Here is a 20,092-nt window from a genome sequence, read left to right on the forward strand (position 1 = left end):
GCCGAACGCCGCCGCGGCGTGGGCCGGGAGGCCGACGGATTCGCGCTGCTCTGGCTCGGCGCCGACGGCCTGGGCCTGGCCATCGACATCGGCGGCACGCTGATGCGGGGCGCCCGCGGCGGCGCCGGCGAGATCGGTTACATGCCGCTCTACGCGCCCGACTCGGCCAGCCACAGCAAGATCGCGCTGCAGGACCTGGTCGGCGGCTCGGCGGTGCTGACGCTGGCCGGGGATCACGGCATCCCGGGCGCGACGCCCCCCGAGGCAGTGGCGGCCGCGGCCGCGGACCCGACCCGCCACGCGGCGTTCTTCACCCAGCTCGCCGACCGGGTGTCGGTCGGGCTGGCCGCGGTGATCGCGGTCCTGGACCCGACCATGGTGGTGCTGGCCGGCGAGGTGGCGCAGGCGGGCGGCGAGCCGCTCCGCGAGGCCGTGGCGGCGGCGATGGGCCGCAACGCGCCGCTGCAGGCGACGATCGAGCTGACCTCGCTGCAGGACGACGCGGTGCTCCAGGGCGCTCAGGACGCGGGCTTGACGACGATCCGAGAGACGCTGCTGGCGCAGATCGCAGACACGTAAACCCATGCGAAGGCTACGAGCCATCCGGCCCACAACCGCAGGCACCGAGTCCCACCCCCCACAGACGCGACCCAGTCGGTGGTCCGGCCGGCCGCCGCGGCCACGCCCCACAAAGTGGTAGCGCAAGAGCCCATCGGGCGCCACGAAGGCCTCGTGGGCTACCACTTCTTGCTTGCCACCACGGCCCGCGACCCGCAGTGGTAGCTCCCGCGGCGATCCGGCCGGGCGGAAGCCTCGTGGGCTACCGGTTTGCGTCAGCGGCGTAGGAGGGCGGTGATCTCCGCCGCGGCGGCCACCGCCATGGCGGCCACCAGCGGGATCAGGCCGCCGATCGCGGTGTAGAGCAGCAGGAGCACCGGTGCCGCGAAGCTCGCGTAGGCCGCGAAGGCCAGCCTTCGGTCGTTCGCGCGCAGGCGGGCCAGCGCGACCGATCTCGGCTCGGTCAGTCTGCGGGAGAGCCAGATCGGCACCGCCGCGCAGAGGATCACGCCGATCAGGGCGGCCCACACCCGCGAGGCGCCCGGGCTGGCCGTCGCCATCAGCGCGGTGAGCAGCGCCGCAATCAGCACGCCGTTGCTGCCGTAGAGCACCGCCTGCCGGATCGCGCCCGCCGAGTCCGCGGACGGATCCAGCACCGGGCCGGTCGGGCGGCTCACCGGAATCGGCTCCCAGGTCTCGGCGCGCGCCGCGACCGTCGGGTCGTAAGCGGCGGGTTCGGGCTCGGGCCGGTCCGGCGCCGGGTACGCCCGCGGGAACTCCTTCGCGTCCGAGGCCGCCGCCCACGGGTCCGCCGGCGGCGCGGCCTCGACCGTGCCGAGCGCCGCGTCGTCGGCCAGCCCCTCGAGGGCTGCCGCCCAGCGGCGGCGTTCCAGGCGCACGATGCCGACGTCGCGCTGGGCGTCACCGATGCGTTCGTCCAGGTCGAGTGCCTCCGCATAGGCGCGCTGGGCCAGGTCGAAGAGCCGCAGCCGGGCCGCGACGACGGCCAGCACCAGGTGCGCCTCGGCCTCGGCGGGTGCGGCCCGCACGCCGTTCCAAGCGGCGTTCAGCGCGTCCTGGCCGTTGCGCGACTCGCTGAGCAGCGCCGCGCCGGTGCGTTGCGCGTACGGATCGGCCGGCCACCGGGTCAGGATCTCCGTCGCCACTCCGGCGGCCTCACCGAACCTGCGGTTATCGGCCAGCGCCATGGCTCGTACCACCAAAGCTGTGAGCTCGGACGACGCGGCCGTGACCGCGCGATCGGCCGCGACCAGCGCCTCGGCCGGCTGCTCCGCGGCCAGATGGACGCGCGCCAGCGTGGCCAGCAGACCCACGTCGGCCGGCGCCGCCTCGAGACCGGCCGCGAGCTCGGCGGCGGCATCGTCGTAACGGCCCAGGCCGGCGAAGAGGAGAGCGCGCTGGCGATACTCCTCAGGGGTCGTCTCCGGGTCGGTCACGCACCGAGCGTAGGTGACCCCGTCATAGATGACTCGCCCTGGGGCTCCTGCTCGATGACCAGGGCGACAGCGGTGGCGGCGAGACCCTCGCCACGGCCGGTGAGACCGAGGCCGTCGGTGGTGGTGCCGGAAACGCTGACCGGAGCCGTCGCGGCCCGGGACAGGGCTCGCTCCGCTTCGCCCCGGCGGAGGCCGATCTTGGGGTGGTTGCCGATCACCTGGACAGACACGTTGAGTACGCGAAAGCCGGCCTTGCCCAGTCGCCGAGCCGCCTCGTTCAGCAGGGTCACACCCGAGGCGCCGGCCCACTCCGGCCGGCCGGTCCCGAAGTTGCTGCCGAGATCCCCCAGGCCGGCCGCCGCGAAGAGCGCATCGCAGGCGGCGTGCGCGGCGACGTCGCCGTCGGAGTGCCCCGCCAGCCCGACCTCTCCGGGCCAGTGCAGCCCGGCGACCCAGCACTCCTGCCCGTCCTGGAAGGCGTGCACGTCGGTGCCCATGCCGACTCGCGGGAAGATCACGCCGCCACCTTACGCGCGCCGCCGCCTCCCCCACCCCGGCACTGGGTGGGCAGCAAAGTAGCACTCACGACCGACAAGTTCCGGGGTTGTCCACAGGCGGTCAGTCCGCGTGCAGCAGCGCCTCGGCCAGGATCAGGTCCAGGGGCCGGGTGATCTTCAAGGCGAACTCCGAACCCGGGACGCAGACGACGGGGACGCCCATCTTCTCGGCCAGGCCGGCGTCGTCGGTGAGAGCGTCGGCGGCGGCCGCATGAGCCGCGACCAGCACATCCCGCCGGAACCCCTGCGGCGTCTGCACCACTCGCAGGACAGACCGGTCGACCGTCCCGAGCACGAGCTCGCCAGGGCCGACTTCCTTGATCGTGTCCACCACCGGCAGGGTAGGGATCACCGCGGGGTGGCCGCCTCGGACCGCGGCCGCCACCGACTCGATCAACGCCGGCGGGGTCAGCGCCCGGGCCGCATCGTGGACCAGAACGATCTCCACGTCGGGAGGGACCGCCGCCAGGGCCAGGGCCACCGACTCCTGGCGCTGCGCGCCGCCGGCCACCACCGTCACCGGGGCGATCGGCTCGAGCAGCTCCCGGACCGCCGGGACGTCCGCCGCCGGGGCGGCGACCACGATCACGCGCACCGAGGGAGCGGCCGCCACCCGGCGCACCGCGTGCACCAGCAGGGGCTCACCGGCAAGGAGCCGGAGCGCTTTCGGACCCCCCGGCCCTAATCGCACCCCGGCGCCGGCCGCCGGAACGAGGACCGCGACGTCACCGGAGAGCATTGAGCTGCGCGGTCACGTCGCGGTCCTTCTCAGATGGAGCGCTGTGGAGGGATGGTTGGTGCGATCAGGCCTCGGTGAGGACCTTGTCGAGAAGAACTTCCGCCTCATCCTTCGTACTCTTCTCAGCGAGGGCCACCTCGCCGACAAGGATGTCGCGGGCCTTGGCGAGCATTCGCTTCTCCCCGGCCGAAAGACCACGCTCACGCTCGCGACGCCAGAGGTCACGAACGACTTCGGCAACCTTGAGCGGGTTACCGGAGGCAAGCTTCTCGAGATTCGCCTTGTAACGCCGTGACCAGTTGGTCGGCTCCTCGGTGTGCGGAGCGCGGAGGACGTCGAAGACCTTGCCCAGGCCTTCCTCGCCGACCACTTCGCGCACGCCGACGATCTCGGCGTTCTCAGCGGGCACACGGACCGTCAGGTCGCCCTGGGCGACCCGGAGGACGAGGTACTGCTTTTCCACGCCCTTTATCGTTCTAGTCTCGATTGCCTCGATGAGTGCGGCCCCGTGGTGGGGGTAAACAACGGTCTCGCCGACACTGAAAACCATAGGTTCGAAACCCCTTTCGCTGTGTCTAGGGTAACACGCTCAGCCAGCGTTGTCTCACCCAGCCCGTGACTGTTAGTGCAGCTCAGAGGCCCTGTGACGGGCCTTTCTACCGCTTGACATGCGGACGTCGAGCTGCCTCAGTGACACAGCGTGAGTATGGCGTCACGACTCCGGAGACCGAGTCGTAAATGTCGGAACAGCTACCTTTGCGAGGTCCAGCTTATCGCTCCGGTCGCGAATCGAACACTACTGGCGGTCCGGCCATCCGTGAGAGAGGCTACTGAAGAGCCTTCAACGACGCTTCTGGTCGGTGTGGGGGGAGGGTGAGTTGTGGGCAGATTCAGCGACGACGGCGGCGATCGCCCCAATGACGGCGATCAATCCAACGACCTCCCCGAGCTGCCCGAGGAGTGGGGCGTCATCGTCATCCCCGACGATCTCTCCGAGCTTGCCGACGAGGTCAGAGCCGTGCGCGCCGAGCTCGCCGTGTCGGCGCCGCAGACGCGATGGGAGCGCTTCAGGGCGCGGCCCGCGGTCCGCCGCGTGCGCCGGATCGCCGGCGCCGGCCTTCGCGCCCCCGTGCTGATCATCTCGATGGCGCTGCTCGTCACGGTGGCGAGCCTCTTCGCCTCGACATGGTCGGGGCCCTCCCGCTCGCCGGCGACCCAGCGCACGGCGAACAGCACGGCCGCGCCCACCGGCCGGCTCCCGGCGCTCGATCTGCTCGGCTCCGACGGCCAGATCGTCGCTCTGAGTGCTCAGCTACCGGCGGTCATCTTGATGGTCGACGGTTGTTCCTGTGCCCAGCTCGTCAAGGACGCCCTGGCAGCGGTGCGGCCGGAGGTCGCGGTGGTCACCGTCACGTCCGGGCGCCCGTCGGCCGGGACGGCGCCGCCGACCGGGGCGACCCCGCAGGCGCAGGGCAAGACGCTCCGCGAGCTGCGCGACCCCACGGGCGGGCTTCGCGACTTCCTCAACCTCGCGGCGCCCGACGGCACGGCGGCCGCGGTCCTGGTCAGGCGCGGCGGCGAGATCGTCCGCACCGAGACCCGCGCCTTCTCGTTCGACGCCCTCTCAGCGGACCTCGCAAAGCTTTAGGCCGTGTTTCGTAGTCCGACCGGGGCTGCGGCGTGGCCCAGAGCGCGCCTGGCAGCGGCCGCGAGGCGCCCAAATACAACCCGGTATTAGGGCGCGTCGCGCCCGATGCCAGCCACACTCTGGACCTCGCCTCGCACTCGGCCGGACTACGAAACACGGCCTAGTTGCGGTTGGTGCGCCGCAGCTGCCAGCGGAAAACGGCGGTGCCCGCGTTCTCCTCGGGCGTGACCTGCAGGTAGAACTTCGTGGCCAGACCGACCTCGATGGTGTGCCGAGCCGGCTTGTCCACGCACGGCACCGCGAGCCCCGAGTCGTTGCCGCCGGCGCTGACCCGCACCCGCACGTGACCCGCGCCGACACAGATCATCGACAGCGCGTAGAAGCCGCTCTCGACGGGATTGCTCCGCTCGGCCGCCAAGTCGCCGCGCAGCACGATCGTCTCGGCGTCGGCCTGCAGCGGCTGGTCGGGCAGCACCTGCTCGGCCGTCTCCTGCCAGGCCGCCAGCCGCGGATCGGTCCCCGTCTCCGGGGCCGACCGAACGAACCACACGCCGCCACCGGCGAGCAGCAGCCCGGTCAACGTGTAGAGCACGACACCGCGGCTGCGCTCTTCAGTCACGCCGCAAGCGTAGGGCCTTCCAGAAGCGTGCCGTACAGGGTCAGCCCGGGACCGAAGGCGAGCATCACCACGCGATGCGGCGGGCGTTCGAGCTTGCGGAGCGCGTCCAGCACCAGCAGCACGGTCGGTGACGAGCAATTTCCGTACGCGGACAACACGCCCCGGGACGCGGCCAGCGCGTCGTCGGCCAGGCCCAGCTGCTCGCCGACCACGTCCAGGATCTTGGGGCCGCCCGGGTGCACCGCCCAGCCGTCCACGTCGCCGATCGTCAGGCCGTGCCGCGACAGCAGGTCGTCGATCATCTTGCGCACGTGCAGCGCGAGCACCGACGGCACCTGCGGCGACAGGCCCATCCGGAAGCCCAGGTCGGTGACCTCCCAGGTCATGTGGTCGGCCGTGGTCGTGTCGGTGACCGCGCAGACCTCCTTGACCGCGTACCCGGACGATCCCGGAGTGACCACGACGGCGGCCGCGGCGTCCGAGAACAGCGCGTGCGACACGATCTGCTGGATGTCGGCGCGGGCGCCGGCCGGCTGCAGGTGCAGGCTGGTCAGCTCGGCGCAGAGCAGCAGCGCCGGCCGCTCGCGGGCGACCACGAAGTCGGACACCGCCCCGAGCGAGGGCAACGCGGCGTAACAGCCCATGTGGCCGACGAAGAGACGCTGCACGGTGGGTGACATGCCGAGGTCACGCGCGAGCAGGATGTCCAGGCCCGGAGTCGCGTACCCGGTGCACGAGCAGACCGCGAACAGTCCGATCTCGTCCGCGCTCAGCCCCGCGTCGGTCAGCGCCCGGCCCACCGCCTCCTTGCCCAGCGGCACCGCCTCGACCTGGAAGCGGCGCATCCGGCGCTCGGTCGACCAGTCCGACACGTCCTCGAGCAGCGGGCTGACCGCGGCCTGCCGGGTACGCACGCCCGAGTTGGCGAAGATCCGCTTCGCCAGCCCGCGCCGGCCGCCCTCGTAGTGCCGGTCGAAATAGCCCTCCCAGAGGTCGTCCTGCGCGGCCTGCGGCGGAAAGGCCGTGCCGATGCCCGTGACGGATGCGGTCACCATCGCGGAGCCGACCCCTCGGAATCGGGGTCGCCGCCGATGGCGGCCACCCCGAGCCAGTCCGCGCAGACGTCCGAGGTGGCCGGCTGCAACGAGCCGGCGCGGGCGTCGCGGTAGAGCCGTTCCAGCGGGTGGCCACGGCGCATCGCCGACGTGCCGGCCGCCTCCAGCATCGAGGCGGCGACGTCGGCGGCCGTCGTGCCGGCGAGCAGCTTGGCCCGCCAGACCCACCGGTTGGTCTCGTCCTCGCCGGGCCGCTCGTCGACCCGGCGGGCGGCCTCCATCACCGCCAGGTGAGCCGCCGCGACCTGGGCGTCGGCCCGGCCGAGGCGGGCGCGGACCGCGGGCAGGTGGCCGAGCTTGCGAGCGTTCACGTGCTCGACCGCCGCATCGACCGAGGACCGGGCCACACCGGTGTAGACCGCGGCGTAGCTGGCGACCATCCAGTGCGGCGAGAGCTGGGCCACCACCAGCGCGAGCCCCTCCACCCCGCCGAGCAGCGCACCCTCCGGAACGGTCACGTCCAGGTGCAGGTCGTTGGAGCCGGTGGCCCGCATGCCGAGCGCATCCCAGGTCTCCTCCACCCGCAGACCCTCGCCGGGCGGCACGATGAACTGGCTGACCTGCGACGGGTCGTCGGCCTTCCGGGCGGCGACCAGGTAACCGTCGGCGTGCCCGGCGCCGGAGCAGAAGGTCTTGCTGCCCTTGATGTGGAAGCCGCCGTCGACCGGCTCGTAGACCGTGCTGATCTGGGAGAGCCTCGAGCCGGCGCCGCGCTCGCTCATCGCAACCGCATACCAGCTGCCCTCGGCGGCCGCCGTCAGGTACTCGTCCCGGGCGGCCAGCGCGGACGGCGGCAGACCGAGGGCGTCGGCGAGCTCGTCGGTCACCGCAGCCAGCGCGCCCGTCACCGAGGCGTGCATGTTGAAGATCAGGGCGGTGGCGCCGTTGCCGCGGGCCAGCTCGTACGCGACCGACGCGTACTCCGCGAAACCCGCGCCCGCACCACCCAGCCGGCGGGGCGCCATCAGTCCGAACAGGCCCGCCGACCGCAGGTCGGCGAAGTCCTCGGCCGGGAACACGCCGGCCCGGTCGTGCTCCTCGGCACGGGCCGCGAACCGGGGCGCCAGCCGCCGGGCCTCGTCGATCATGTGCGCTCCTTGCGTCCGATCCCCTGGTAAAGCACGGCCTTCGAACAGGTGGGCACCACCCGGCCGAGCGGTCGCCCGTCGGCCGGCCCCGGCAGGACCAGCCAGCGCACCAACCCGCTCAGTGTCGGACGGATCCCGCGCACTCGCAGCTTGACGCCGTGCCGCGCGAATTGACCCGTCAGTTCGCCCGGATCGACGAACAGCGCCGGATCGTGAATGCCGAGCGGCGCGATTCTCAGCTTCTCCCCGGCAGTGACGGTGATGAACTTCCCGAGCGCCGTCCGGTTAACCGTGTCGAGCACCACCATGCCCCCGGGCCGCAGCACCCGGCACAGCTCGGCGACCGTGCCCGGCAGATCGGCGACGTGCTCGAGGATCTCGCCGGCCACCACCACATCGGCGCAGCCGTCGCCGATCGGCAGGGCGGTCACGTCACCGCCGACCGGGGTTACGCCGCGCCGGGCGGCCTGCTCCAGGCCGGACCGCTGCAGGTCGACGCCGACATGCCGATAGCCGAGGTGGCGGACGTGCGGGGCGAGGAGTCCGGCGCCGCAGCCGGCGTCGATCAGCACCGCCCCGGAGCGGGATGCCTCGGGTACGAGGGCCCCGCGCGCCGCCGCCAGCCAGTGCAGGATCTCGAAGGTCCCGCCCGGCCGCCACCACTCCCCGGCCAGGTCGTCGTACTGACGCGGGTCATTGCGTACGCCGAGCATGTGATCGAGCGTGGCACGCGGGCGGCTGAACCACCACACTGCTCTCATGTCCCGCGCCCTGGCCCTGCTGAAGTCGTCGCATCCCGAGCCGGGCGGGGCGGTGACCTTGGCGATGACCCTGCTCGCGGTGGGTGTGGGACATCGCGGCTGGGCGATCCTCGGGGTGGCGGCCGCGGTCGGGGCGACGCAGCTGTCGGTGGGCTGGGTGAACGACTGGCTCGACGCGGATCGTGACCGGGTGGCGGGGCGCACCGACAAGCCGGTGGCGTCCGGCGAGGTCTCCCGTCGTACCGTCGGCATCGCGGGTCTGATCTCGTCCTTGCTGATCCCGGTGCTCGGGTTGCCCTTCGGACCTGCGGCGACGCTGTGCATCACGCTGGTCGGGGTCTTCGCGCTGCTCTACGACTGGCCGCTGAAATCCACTGCTTTCTCCCTCCTGCCCTATCTAGTGGCCTTCGGCCTGCTGCCGGCCTTCGTGGTGGTGGCGCTGCCCGGGCATCCGGCGCCCCCGGCCTGGCTGGTCGCGGCCGGTGCCCTGCTGGGCGGCGGGGCGCACTTCGCCAACGTGCTGCCCGACCTGGCCGACGACGCCGCGACCGGCGTGCGCGGCCTGCCGCACCGGATGGGCGCGGGCTGGTCGCAGCTCGCGGCGGGTGGGTTGCTGCTGGCCGCCACGCTCACGCTGGTCTTCGGACCCTCCGGGCCGCCGTCGTGGCCGGGCATAGCGGCGGTCGCGGCCGCCGTCGTGGTCCTTCCCCTCGGCTGGTACGCGGCCAGGAGGGCGGCGGGGCGGCCGGTGGCGATGTTCCGCGCTGTGATCCTGGTGGCCCTGATCGACGTGCTGCTGCTGGTGTTCAGCGGCAGTGTCATTTGAGAACAGGTGGGAATGGACGGGTCGCCGCACGGGCCGGATCACCGCCCTCTAGGCTGGCGCTTAGCCACTGTCCGACGTTGGAGGCTGAAGATGCGCCTGTCAGGTGTCCGCCGCGCCACGCTGGCCGCGGGCCTCGCCACGGCCGCTGCATTCGCACTGTCCGCGTGCAGTGCCGGGCAGGTCGCCGAGACGGCGTTGAAGAAGCCGTCGAATGCCGGCGTCAACGCGGACACCGCCGACAGCACGGCGGCGATCCGCAACCTCCAGATCGTCTACAACGGCCCGGAGGGCTACCGCGCCGGCGAGAACGCGCCGGTCGAGGTGGCCATCTACAACCGGACCACGCAGCCGCTGGTCGTCAACATCACGAGCACGCCGGCGGCCACCCCGGGCGCACAGGTCGTCTCGGCCCGGCAGGTCGGCCTGACCGGTGGCTCGACCGCCGCCAGTCCCGCCACCTCCGAGAGCGCCGCGCCCGAGCCGTCCGGCAGCCGGCCACCGGCCACGCCGGACACCGAGACGCCGGACAACATCCCGTCGCCGGACGCGTCCGACACCGCCGCCCCCGCCCTGCCGTCGCAGGCGCCGGCGACCGAGCCGCTGCAGCCCGCACGCATCACGATCGAGCCGCTGGGCACCGTGTCGTTCCTGCCCGGCGACACGGAGATGCTCACGGTGGCCGGGCTGTCCGACCAGCTGGCGCCGGGCTCCGCGGTGAGTCTGACCTTCGAGTTCAGCAACGGCCAGCGGCTCACGCTGCAGGCGCCGGTGGGCGTGCCGCTGTCGCCGGCGCCGCGCGGCTCGGCCGTCCCCGGTGAGAACAGGGAGCCCGGGGACGAAGAGGGCACTGAACGCGGCGAGAACTAACTTTGTCGTACCCGGCGGATAGCTTGTGCCGGTGAGTCCAACCAAGACCGCCCGACCCGCCTTCGTCTGCGACGCCTGCGGGCATCAGCCGCCCAAGTGGCTCGGCCGATGCCCCGAGTGCAACGAGTGGGGCTCGGTGATCGAGTCCACCGTGACCGGTCCGACCGTGTCCGGCCGGGTGGTCAGCTCACGGCTGCCGTCCGAGCCGGCCCGTCCGATCGCCCAGATCAGCGCCGCGCCGGCCCGTGCCGTCCCCACCAACGTCAGCGAGCTCGACCGCGTCCTCGGCGGTGGCCTGGTCCCGGGCGCCGTGGTGCTGCTCGCGGGTGAGCCGGGCGTGGGCAAGTCGACGCTGTTGCTCGACGTGGCGCAGCAGTGGGCGGCCGGCGCGGGGACACCGTCGCTCGTGGTCAGCGGCGAGGAGTCGGTTTCGCAGGTGCGGCTGCGCGCCGAGCGGCTCGGTGCGCTGCACGACCAGCTCTACCTGGCTTCCGAGAGTGACCTGGGTTCGGTGCTCGGCCATCTCGACGCGGTGAAGCCGGGTCTGCTGGTGCTCGACTCGGTGCAGACCATCTCGACGCAGGGCACCGAGGGCGTGCCCGGTGGGGTCACCCAGGTGCGCGCGGTCACCGCGGCGGTGGTGAGCGTGGCCAAGGAGCGCGGGATCGCCACCGTACTCGTCGGCCATGTGACCAAAGACGGACAGGTCGCCGGCCCTCGCGTGCTCGAGCACCTGGTCGACGTGGTGCTGCACTTCGAGGGCGACAAGCATTCGTCGCTGCGTCTGGTGCGCGGTGTGAAGAACAGGTTCGGCGCGGCCGACGAGGTCGGGTGCTTCGAGATGCACGAGAGCGGCATCAGCAGCCTGGCCGACCCGTCCGGGCTGTTCCTGACGCGCTATCAGGAGCCGGTGCCCGGCACCTGCGTGACGGTCGCGATGGAGGGCCGGCGCGCGCTCGTCACCGAGGTGCAGGCACTCATCGGCGCCGAGGTGCAAGGTTCACCGCGGCGCACTGTGTCGGGTCTCGACAGCGCCCGGCTGGCCATGGTGCTCGCCGTGCTGGAGCGCCGCACCAAGCAGCTGAAGCTCTACAACCGCGAGGTGTTCGCCGCCACGGTCGGTGGCATCCGGCTGGTCGAGCCGTCCGCCGACCTGGCGATGGCGCTGGCGGTGGCCTCCGGCGGGCTGGATCTGGCCATGGCGCCGCATCTGGTGGCGATCGGCGAGGTGGGCCTGACCGGCGAGATCCGTCGCGTGGGCGCGGTCGGGCGGCGGCTGGCCGAGGCGGCGCGGCTGGGCTTCAAGGTGGCGCTGGTGCCGCCCGGCTGCGGCGCCGACGCGACGGGCGGGGTGCCGCGCGGCATGGAGGTGGTCGAGGTCGCGGATCTGCGTACGGCGTTGCAGTCCGCGGCCCGATTCTCCGCTTCCCGTTGACGCAGAGTCACAGATCATCACGCTACGGAGCATTCCTCGCACCGCGGCTCGTTGAGGTGGTTGACAGTCCGTAGAATGTACCGGTGCCGCTCGAGCGTGATCCATCAAAGCCTGCCGTGCCCAGCAATGTGCCGCGCCCGGGGGTCAACGGCTCGGCGGCCCGTGGGACCGTTCCCACGCAAGCCGGGTTGAGCGGCGGCGGCGTGAGCGGCGATCCGTTGCGAGCGAACCTCGCTTTGATGGCACCGGGGACGGCGCTGCGCGACGGGCTCGAGCGAATCCTCCGGGGGCGCACCGGTGCGTTGATCGTTCTCGGCCACGACGCGGTTGTCGAGGGCATCTGCACCGGCGGTTTCTCGCTCGATGTCGAGTTCTCCGCGACCCGGCTGCGCGAGCTGTGCAAGATGGACGGCGCGGTGGTGCTGTCCAGCGACGGCACCCGCATCGTGCGCGCCGCGGTGCACCTGATGCCCGACCCGTCGATCCCGTCGGAGGAGTCCGGCACCCGCCACCGCACGGCCGAGCGGGTCGCGAAGCAGTCCGGCTTCCCGGTCATCTCGGTCTCGCAGTCCATGCGGATCATCGGGCTGTATGTCAACGGCCAGCGCCACGTGCTCGACGACTCGGCGGCCATCCTGTCCCGGGCCAACCAGGCCCTGGCCACGCTGGAGCGCTACAAGCTGCGGCTGGACGAGGTGTCCGGCACGCTGTCGGCGCTGGAGATCGAGGACCTGGTCACGGTCCGCGACGCGGTGTCGGTGGTGCAACGGCTCGAGATGGTGCGCCGGATCGCGGACGAGATCTCCGGGTACGTGGTGGAGCTCGGCACCGACGGCCGGCTGCTCGCGCTGCAGCTCGACGAGCTGATGGCCGGCGTCGACGCGGACCGCACGCTGGTGATCCGCGACTACCTGCCGACGGGGCGCAGGTCGCGCACGCTCGACGAGGCGCTGGTGGAGCTCGACCTGCTGACAGCCACCGAGATGATCGACCTGGTGGCGGTGGCGAAGGCGATCGGCTACGCCGCGGCGACCGACGCGCTGGACGCGGCGGTGAGCCCGCGCGGTTTCCGGCTGCTGGCCAAGGTGCCGCGGCTCCCGAGCCCGATCGTGGACCGGTTGGTGGACCACTTCGGCAGCTTGCAGCGGCTGCTGGGCGCCACGGTGGAGGACTTGCAGGCGGTCGAGGGGGTGGGCGACGCCCGCGCCCGAGGGGTCCGGGAGGGCCTCTCCCGCTTGGCGGAGGCCTCCATCCTCGAGCGCTACGTCTGACAGCGGCCGCTCTCCCCCGCAGCGCCATCGTTGGAGCGGCTCACCAGGCCTTCCGGCCGCGGCCCAGCCACCCGACAAGACCAGCCAACCGCCGCACCTTCGACGCGCGGCGCCTCTCAACCCGGCCGCGCTCGTCAACCCGCACGCCGCAACCGCCGCACCTGCCTACCGCCGCCGGGAGGCGCCCGAGCCTGTGTGGCTCCGCCGAAAACTGTCGTACCTGAGGCCTAACTTGGAGCCCACCCAGTGCCGGGGTGGGGGTGGCGGCGGGGCCCGCGGTGCCGGTTTTGTCCGTTCGACTCGATGCGACGGGCTCCCGACGGCCGCGGTGCCGGCCGGTCGCCCCCGGCTGCGGCCGGAGCTACGGCTTCGCCCACACGGAGACGTGTGAGCCGCTGTCTGCCGTGAATTCGGCCCGCTGCCAGTCCGCCCACCGCTCCGTCAAGGTCATGCCGGCCAGCTCGGCCATCAGGTCCAGCTTCGCCGGCCACGCGTAGCGATGGTGGGAGTGGAAGACGCCCGCCCTGCCCTCGGTGATGCGGTAGTGATGTGAGGTCAGGCGCTGGTGGAGCAGGTCGTAAGTGTCGAAGCCGACCCGGTCCTCGGCGACCGTGAACGGGACGGCGACCGCGCCGGGTGGGAGGCGGCGCAGGTCGGGCACCCCGTTCTCGATCACGAAGTGGCCACCTGGGCGGAGGTGGCGGGCCGCGTTGCGGAAGCAGGCGACCTGCGCGGCCTGGGTGAGCAGGTTCGAGATCGTGTTGAAGACTAGGTAGACCACGTCGAACTCGCCGTCGACCGTATCGGCGGACATGTCTCCGTTGACGATCTCGAGGCGGTCGGCGCCGGGCTTGGCCCGCAGCACGTCGAGCATCGCCTCGGACAATTCGATGCCGGCCATCGAGATGCCGCGCTCGCTCATCGGGAGGGCGATCCGGCCGGTGCCGATGGCGAACTCGAGAGCGCGACGCCCGGGCTCGGCGAGCGCGGCGAGGAAGTCGACGATCGGTGTCACCACGGCCGGCTCGAACATGTCGGCGGCGTCTTCGTCATAGCTGGACGCGACGTCGCGCCCCCACAGCTGTGAAGTCACCGCGCGATCCTCACACGCCCCTGCACAGCCCGCGACCGAATAAGAAAGTGGTAGCCCACCCACCGATCCGGGCCGGCCAAAGGGGGCTGCGCTACCACTGTTCGCTTGCCACGACCCGTCGGGACCCAAAGTGGTAGCCCACCCACTCAACCGGGCCCCCGAAAGGGGGCTCGGCTACCACTCTTGGCTTGCCACGACTCCCCGGACCCAAAGTGGTAGCCCACCCACCCAAGCGAGCCCGCGAACGGGGGTCCGGCTACCACTCTTGCTTGCCGCCACCCGCCGAGACCCAACAGGGCCGGCCGAAGGGGCTGGGCTACCAGTCTTTGTGGTTGCCACGCGCACGTCGGTGCTAGGCGGAGATGCTTACCGTTACCGGGTCGCTGACCTTTGTGCCGAGGCGGGCGCGGAGCTCGAAGTGGCCCGGGGGCGGGGCCGGGCCCGCCGGCATGGCCGCCTGGCACTTGCTGCTCTGGCGGCCGTTCCAGGTGACCGTGTACTCATACTCGCTGCCGGGGCGCATGGTCGTCGGGTTCGTGCTGCGGTCGGCGCTGCACGTGTCCGAGGACCAGTACTTGCGAGCGCCCTGGTCGAGGTACAGCTCCTGGGCGCCGGCGCCGAGGTCACGCGTACACGAGCGGGTCGAAATGTTCTTGATCTTGAGGCGGATCACCAGGGGGACGCCGCGCTTCACCGCGTTCGAGGCCGGCAGCGGAGTGAGCGTGAGCTCCTGGTCGGCGCAGGAGCCGTCGGTCGGCGCCGTCACGTTGGCGTTGTTGCCGGTCACGGGCTGCGACGGGTTCGTACCCGGATTGGGGTTCGGATTGGGGTTGCCGGACTGCAGGTCCTCCGGCGCGGGGAGCGAAGGGCCGCCGTTGGGCAGCGCGTCCGAGAAGGACGGCTCCTCCTCCGGCTCGGAGCCCTCCGGAGCCGGGGTCGGCGCCTGCGACGCGCCCGTGCCCTTGCCGCCGCGCTTGTCGTCATCGCCGTCACCACCGCACGAGACGAAGGACACGATGACGACGAGCAGCAGTGCTCCCAGCACCACGGCTCGGCGCCGCCAGTACACGGCGGGCGGAAGGGGTCCGACCGTTGCTCGCATGATGGGCCTCACCGTACGCCGGAGCGATGCGCACACTGTCGCGACGCGCCGAGGGACGCGACAGCGCCTCGCCTATAGATAGACCTTGCGCTGGTAGACGGCGTGCGCACCGGCCACCCGATCGAGAAACAGCTTGCCGGAGCAGTGGTCGATCTCGTGTTGCAGGGCACGCGCCTCGAAGGCGTCGGTCGTCAACCGCACCGGGTCACCCGTACCCGGAAGCACCGCCTCGACCACGACGCGGCCGGCGCGTTTCACGTCGCCGGTCAGGTCCGGCACGGACATGCAGCCCTCACGGCCGGGCCGCCAGCGGCTCGCCTCCACCACGCGCGCGTTGCACAGCACGAACGTGCCGTGCGTCGTCGCGGTCTTGGGATGGTCGGTCACGTCGACGACGAACACCTGCGCGCCCACTCCCAGCTGCGGCGCGGCCAGGCCGACACAGCCCGGCGAGACCCGCATCGTGGCGACGAGATCGGCGGCCAGCTGGATGATCTCCGGGTCGGCCGGGTCCACCTCGGCGCCGACCGCGCTCAGCACCGTAGCGGGCGCGGTGACCACGGGCAGGACCCGGCCCTCGACACCGAGCTGGTCGGGTTTCCAGTCGAGTGGAGAGTCGAGCGGGTCGGTCACAGGATCTCCGACTCGGCGCGGCGCAGGCTGACGTCGACGCCCAGCTCGTTGGCCGCCACGGCGAGCTGCTCGGCGAGGATGTCGGCGCTGCCCGGCGGCACGTCCACCTCGGCGATCAGCACGTAGAGCGGCCCGGTCAGCCGGGTGGTGAGGTCGGTGATGTTGCCGCCGGCGGCCGAGACCACCCGGGTGACCGCCGCGACGATGCCCAGCCGGTCGGCGCCGTGGACGCTCACCAGGTACGGCTCGCCGTTCACCGCCGCATCCGCCTCGGGCTGCACCGCACGGACGGTCGCGACCAGCCGGCCGTCGGCGGTGAGCGGCTCGAGCGCCTTCTCCACCTCGGCGGCGGACGGCCCCGTGCAGATCAGCGTCATCGCGAAGTGGCCGCGCAGCCGGGTCATGGTGGAGTCGGAGAGGTTGGCGCCGACGCCCGCGAGGACCTCGGCGACGTCGGCCACGATCCCGGTGCGGTCCGGGCCGATCACGGTGATGGCGAGCTCGTGCACACGCCTACAGTAAGGGTCGTTATGACGCTCGCCGACAACGCCATCGCCTGGTACGACGACAACGCCCGCGACCTTCCGTGGCGGCAGCCCGAAACAACCCCGTGGGGGGTGCTGGTCAGCGAGGTGATGCTGCAGCAGACCCCGGTGGTACGGGTGGAGCCCGCCTGGCGCTCGTGGATGACCCGCTGGCCGAGGCCCGCCGACCTGGCCGCCGATACGCCCGGCGAGGCGATTCGCATGTGGGGGCGGCTCGGGTATCCACGCCGGGCGATGCGGTTGCACGCCTGCGCGGTGGCGATCCAGAACTCGTTCGGCGGCCAGGTGCCCGCCGATCTGGATGACCTGCTGGCGTTGCCGGGCATCGGCACCTACACCGCGCGGGCGGTGGCCACCTTCGCTTTCGGGCAACGTCACCCGGTCGTGGACACGAACGTGCGCCGGGTGGTCTCCCGCGCGGTCGAGGGTCAGCCCGATGCGGGGCCCGCGACGACCACGGCTGATCTGGTGGCCATGTCGGATCTGCTCCCGGAAGACCCGCCGCGGGCCGCCCGCGCGAGCATCGCCTTCATGGAGCTGGGCGCTCTGGTCTGCACGGCGAGATCACCTCGCTGCCCGATCTGCCCATTCGAGACGGAATGCCTCTGGCGGGCCTCCGGCGCGAAGCTGCCCGACGGCCCCAGCCGCAAGCCCCAGCGCTACGCCGGCACCGACCGGCACGTGCGCGGCCTGCTGATGGAGGTGCTGCGGCACGCCACCGGCCCGGTCCCGCGCCAGCGCCTCGACCTCGTGTGGAGTGACGAGGTGCAACGGGCGCGGGCGCTGGCCGGCCTGGTCGAGGACGGTTTGGTCGTACCCGACGGCGAGCTTTTCGCTCTGCCATGAAAACGGCCCGGCGCTTTCGCGCCGGGCCGAACTCACTGCTTGCTGCCTACTCCTCCGCGGCGGGCGTGGCCGCGCCGAGGTCGGCCGGCACCGCGTCGGGAACCGTGGATCCACGGTCGGCGCCGGTGAAGGTGAGCTTGCTCTTCTCGACGACCGCCGGGTCGCCCTCGCAGTCCACGACCACGATCTGGCCGGGGCGCAGCTCGTTGAAGAGGATCTGCTCGGACAGTGTGTCCTCCAGCTCGCGCTGGATGGTCCGGCGCAGCGGCCGGGCGCCCAGCACCGGGTCGAAGCCCTTGTTCGCCAGGAACTTCTTCGCCGTGTCGGTCAGCTCGAGGCCCATGTCCTTGTTCTTGAGCTGGGCCTCGATGCGGGACACGAAGATGTCGACGATCTGCAGGATCTCGTCCTGGCGGAGCTGGTGGAAGACGATCGTGTCGTCGATGCGGTTGAGGAACTCCGGGCGGAAGTGGTTCTTCAGCTCGTCGTTGACCTTCTGCTTCATCCGCTCGTAGTTGCTCTCCTCGGCCTCGGAGGCCTGGAAGCCGAGCGACACCGCCTTGGCCACGTCACGCGTGCCCAGGTTGGTGGTCAGGATGATCACCGTGTTCTTGAAGTCCACGATGCGGCCCTGACCGTCGGTGAGCCGGCCGTCCTCGAGGATCTGCAGGAGCGTGTTGAAGACGTCGGGGTGAGCCTTCTCGATCTCGTCGAAGAGGACCACCGAGAACGGCTTGCGCCGCACCTTCTCCGTCAGCTGACCGCCCTCGTCGTAGCCCACGTATCCGGGAGGCGCACCGACCAGGCGGGACACCGTGTAGCGGTCGTGGAACTCGGACATGTCGAGCTGGATCAGAGCGTCCTCGGAGCCGAACAGGAACTCGGCGAGCGCCTTGGAGAGCTCGGTCTTACCGACACCGGACGGGCCGGCGAAGATGAACGAGCCGGACGGGCGCTTCGGGTCCTTGAGGCCGGCCCGGGTGCGCCGGATCGCCTTGGACACCGCCTGGACCGCGTCCTCCTGGCCGATGACCCGCTTGTGCAGCTCATCCTCCATGCGGAGCAGCCGGGAGGTCTCCTCCTCGGTCAGCTTGTAGACCGGGATGCCGGTCCAGTTGCCCAGGACCTCGGCGATCTGCTCGTCGTCGACCTCGGACACCACGTCCAGGTCGCCGGCCTTCCACTCCTTCTCCCGCTGCGCCTTCTGCCCCAGGAGCTGCTTCTCCTTGTCGCGCAGCTGGGCGGCCCGCTCGAAGTCCTGCGCGTCGATCGCGGACTCCTTGTCGCGCCGCACCTGGGCGATGCGCTCGTCGAAGTCACGCAGGTCCGGCGGCGCGGTCATCCGGCGGATGCGCATCCGGGCGCCGGCCTCGTCGATCAGGTCGATCGCCTTGTCCGGCAGGAAGCGGTCCGAGATGTACCGGTCGGCCAGCGTCGCCGCCGCCACCAGGGCGGCGTCGGTGATGCTGATCCGGTGGTGCGCCTCGTAGCGGTCGCGCAGACCCTTCAGTATCTCGATGGTGTGCGCCAGCGACGGCTCGCCGACCTGGATGGGCTGGAAGCGGCGCTCGAGCGCGGCGTCCTTCTCCAGGTGCTTGCGGTACTCGTCCAGGGTGGTCGCGCCGATGGTCTGCAGCTCGCCCCGGGCCAGCATCGGCTTGAGGATCGAGGCCGCGTCGATCGCGCCCTCGGCCGCGCCCGCACCCACCAGGGTGTGGATCTCGTCGATGAACAGGATGATGTCGCCGCGGGTACGGATCTCCTTCAGCACCTTCTTCAGGCGCTCCTCGAAGTCACCGCGGTAACGGGAACCGGCCACCAGCGCGCCCAGGTCGAGCGTGTAGAGCTGCTTGTCCTTCAGCGTCTCGGGCACCTCGCCCTTGACGATGGACTGGGACAGCCCCTCGACCACGGCGGTCTTGCCGACGCCGGGTTCACCGATCAGGACCGGGTTGTTCTTGGTGCGGCGGGACAGCACCTGCATGACCCGCTCGATCTCCTTCTCGCGCCCGATGACCGGGTCGAGCTTGCCCTCGCGGGCGGCCTGCGTCAGGTTGCGCCCGAACTGGTCGAGGACCAGCGAGGTGGACGGCGCGGCCTCGCCGGGCGCAGCGCCCGCGGCGGCCGGCTCCTTGCCCTGGTAACCCGACAGAAGCTGGATGACCTGCTGGCGGACCCGGTTGAGGTCGGCGCCGAGCTTGACCAGCACCTGGGCGGCGACGCCCTCGCCCTCGCGGATCAGCCCGAGCAGGATGTGCTCGGTGCCGATGTAGTTGTGGCCCAGCTGCAACGCCTCGCGCAGCGAGAGCTCCAGCACCTTCTTGGCGCGCGGCGTGAACGGGATGTGCCCGCTCGGCGCCTGCTGACCCTGGCCGATGATTTCCTCAACCTGCTGCCGGACCCCCTCGAGGGAGATGCCGAGGCTCTCCAGAGCCTTCGCGGCGACGCCCTCGCCCTCGTGGATCAGGCCGAGCAGGATGTGCTCTGTGCCGATGTAGTTGTGGTTGAGCATCCGGGCCTCTTCTTGGGCCAGGACGACAACCCGTCGCGCTCGGTCGGTGAACCGCTCGAACATGCCCTCGTGCTCCTCACGTGCCGTGCGCCAATGCTGAGCCTGTCTCAACAGCTGGCGGGGCCAGCGCACGGGCATCGGTGATGCCCGTGCTGTAACTCTATCGCCGCCGGATGGCCCCGCTGGCCCCTCACCGGCCCGAACGAGACTCCTGGCGACGATGCTCTCCCCAACTTCGCACGCTCAACCCCTGTTCCCCACACTGCGGGAGTACGCGCACAGCGAAATCGGAGCCCCCGTCCACAGCCTGTGGACAACGTCGTCCACCCCTGTGGATAACCGTACGCACCGAGACCGAAGGCCGCGCGAAAAGTCGAGGGTCCGTGGCGCTCGCAGCACCACGGACCCTCGTTCTCGACT

20 protein-coding genes are annotated in these 20,092 nt (G+C 71.5%); 7 read left to right on the plus strand and 13 right to left on the minus strand.

Features of this window, described 5'->3' with window-relative positions; translation table 11 throughout:
* The coding region (locus AB0M20_RS02485; protein ID WP_364292465.1) for an ROK family protein at positions 1-579 on the plus strand (579 nt) is incomplete at its 5' end.
* Positions 580-833: 254 nt separating this feature from the next.
* Here AB0M20_RS02485 and AB0M20_RS02490 read toward each other — a convergent pair.
* From AB0M20_RS02490 to AB0M20_RS02505, 4 genes are all read right to left on the minus strand, one after another.
* Positions 834-2,015, minus strand: a complete 1,182-nt coding sequence (locus tag AB0M20_RS02490) for a hypothetical protein (RefSeq protein ID WP_364292468.1) — start codon at positions 2,013-2,015, stop codon at positions 834-836.
* Complete coding sequence (ispF, locus tag AB0M20_RS02495; RefSeq protein ID WP_364292516.1) at positions 2,012-2,512, minus strand: 2-C-methyl-D-erythritol 2,4-cyclodiphosphate synthase; 501 nt, start codon at positions 2,510-2,512, stop codon at positions 2,012-2,014. Before ispF ends, AB0M20_RS02490 begins: the two co-directional genes overlap by 4 nt.
* 121 nt (positions 2,513-2,633) lie before the next feature.
* Positions 2,634-3,311 (minus strand): 2-C-methyl-D-erythritol 4-phosphate cytidylyltransferase, encoded by a 678-nt coding sequence (gene ispD, locus AB0M20_RS02500; RefSeq protein ID WP_364292471.1) that lies wholly within the window; start codon positions 3,309-3,311, stop codon positions 2,634-2,636.
* Positions 3,312-3,375: 64 nt separating this feature from the next.
* Positions 3,376-3,861, minus strand: coding sequence for a CarD family transcriptional regulator (locus AB0M20_RS02505; protein ID WP_041832964.1), 486 nt, complete (start codon positions 3,859-3,861; stop codon positions 3,376-3,378).
* 330 nt (positions 3,862-4,191) lie between these two features.
* On the opposite strand from AB0M20_RS02505, the gene AB0M20_RS02510 reads away from it, so the two are divergent.
* The gene (locus tag AB0M20_RS02510; protein WP_364292474.1) at positions 4,192-4,959 is read left to right on the plus strand and encodes a hypothetical protein; all 768 of its coding nucleotides are present in this window, start codon (positions 4,192-4,194) and stop codon (positions 4,957-4,959) included.
* 160 nt (positions 4,960-5,119) lie between these two features.
* On the opposite strand, the gene AB0M20_RS02515 is transcribed toward AB0M20_RS02510, so the two are convergent.
* Genes AB0M20_RS02515 through AB0M20_RS02530 form a run of 4 tightly spaced genes read right to left on the minus strand, consistent with a single transcriptional unit; the run spans position 5,120 to position 8,542 of the window.
* Positions 5,120-5,578: a DUF6023 family protein gene (locus AB0M20_RS02515; RefSeq protein ID WP_364292477.1), complete on the minus strand. Its 459-nt coding sequence runs from the start codon at positions 5,576-5,578 to the stop codon at positions 5,120-5,122.
* Positions 5,575-6,633 carry a type III polyketide synthase gene (locus AB0M20_RS02520; RefSeq protein ID WP_364292480.1) on the minus strand — a complete coding sequence of 353 codons (1,059 nt, stop codon included), beginning with the start codon at positions 6,631-6,633 and terminating at the stop codon, positions 5,575-5,577. Before AB0M20_RS02520 ends, AB0M20_RS02515 begins: the two co-directional genes overlap by 4 nt.
* Complete coding sequence (locus AB0M20_RS02525; protein WP_364292483.1) at positions 6,627-7,781, minus strand: acyl-CoA dehydrogenase family protein; 1,155 nt, start codon at positions 7,779-7,781, stop codon at positions 6,627-6,629. Before AB0M20_RS02525 ends, AB0M20_RS02520 begins: the two co-directional genes overlap by 7 nt.
* A complete protein-coding gene (locus tag AB0M20_RS02530) occupies positions 7,778-8,542 on the minus strand; it encodes a methyltransferase domain-containing protein (RefSeq protein WP_364292486.1) in 765 nt (254 codons plus the stop codon). Before AB0M20_RS02530 ends, AB0M20_RS02525 begins: the two co-directional genes overlap by 4 nt.
* Here AB0M20_RS02530 and AB0M20_RS02535 point away from each other — a divergent pair.
* The 4 genes from AB0M20_RS02535 to disA all read left to right on the plus strand — a co-directional run bounded on the left by AB0M20_RS02535 (position 8,541) and on the right by disA (position 12,941).
* The gene (locus AB0M20_RS02535; RefSeq protein ID WP_364292489.1) at positions 8,541-9,368 is read left to right on the plus strand and encodes a UbiA family prenyltransferase; all 828 of its coding nucleotides are present in this window, start codon (positions 8,541-8,543) and stop codon (positions 9,366-9,368) included. The genes AB0M20_RS02530 and AB0M20_RS02535 overlap by 2 nt on opposite strands.
* 90 nt (positions 9,369-9,458) lie before the next feature.
* Positions 9,459-10,235: a hypothetical protein gene (locus AB0M20_RS02540; protein ID WP_364292492.1), complete on the plus strand. Its 777-nt coding sequence runs from the start codon at positions 9,459-9,461 to the stop codon at positions 10,233-10,235.
* A 31-nt stretch (positions 10,236-10,266) separates the two neighbouring features.
* A complete protein-coding gene (gene radA / locus AB0M20_RS02545) occupies positions 10,267-11,670 on the plus strand; it encodes a DNA repair protein RadA (protein WP_364292495.1) in 1,404 nt (467 codons plus the stop codon).
* A 128-nt stretch (positions 11,671-11,798) separates the two neighbouring features.
* Entirely contained in the window at positions 11,799-12,941 is a 1,143-nt protein-coding gene (gene disA / locus AB0M20_RS02550; protein ID WP_364292519.1) for a DNA integrity scanning diadenylate cyclase DisA, read from the plus strand.
* A gap of 361 nt (positions 12,942-13,302) precedes the next feature.
* On the opposite strand, the gene AB0M20_RS02555 is transcribed toward disA, so the two are convergent.
* The 4 genes from AB0M20_RS02555 to AB0M20_RS02570 all read right to left on the minus strand — a co-directional run bounded on the left by AB0M20_RS02555 (position 13,303) and on the right by AB0M20_RS02570 (position 16,278).
* Complete coding sequence (locus AB0M20_RS02555; RefSeq protein WP_364292498.1) at positions 13,303-14,034, minus strand: methyltransferase domain-containing protein; 732 nt, start codon at positions 14,032-14,034, stop codon at positions 13,303-13,305.
* A gap of 352 nt (positions 14,035-14,386) precedes the next feature.
* Positions 14,387-15,136 carry an adhesin gene (locus AB0M20_RS02560; protein ID WP_364292501.1) on the minus strand — a complete coding sequence of 250 codons (750 nt, stop codon included), beginning with the start codon at positions 15,134-15,136 and terminating at the stop codon, positions 14,387-14,389.
* A 72-nt stretch (positions 15,137-15,208) separates the two neighbouring features.
* Complete coding sequence (locus AB0M20_RS02565; protein WP_364292504.1) at positions 15,209-15,769, minus strand: peptide deformylase; 561 nt, start codon at positions 15,767-15,769, stop codon at positions 15,209-15,211.
* Complete coding sequence (locus AB0M20_RS02570) at positions 15,766-16,278, minus strand: ACT domain-containing protein (protein ID WP_364292507.1); 513 nt, start codon at positions 16,276-16,278, stop codon at positions 15,766-15,768. Before AB0M20_RS02570 ends, AB0M20_RS02565 begins: the two co-directional genes overlap by 4 nt.
* Positions 16,279-16,299: 21 nt before the next feature.
* Between AB0M20_RS02570 and AB0M20_RS02575 the strand changes: the two genes are divergently transcribed.
* Positions 16,300-17,160: an A/G-specific adenine glycosylase gene (locus AB0M20_RS02575; RefSeq protein WP_364292510.1), complete on the plus strand. Its 861-nt coding sequence runs from the start codon at positions 16,300-16,302 to the stop codon at positions 17,158-17,160.
* A gap of 46 nt (positions 17,161-17,206) precedes the next feature.
* On the opposite strand, the gene AB0M20_RS02580 is transcribed toward AB0M20_RS02575, so the two are convergent.
* Positions 17,207-19,735, minus strand: a complete 2,529-nt coding sequence (locus AB0M20_RS02580) for an ATP-dependent Clp protease ATP-binding subunit (protein WP_364292513.1) — start codon at positions 19,733-19,735, stop codon at positions 17,207-17,209.
* Positions 19,736-20,092: the final 357 nt, after the last annotated feature.

Origin of the sequence: Actinoplanes sp. NPDC051633 (assembly GCF_040681735.1) — a bacterium.
Classification (GTDB): domain Bacteria; phylum Actinomycetota; class Actinomycetes; order Mycobacteriales; family Micromonosporaceae; genus Actinoplanes.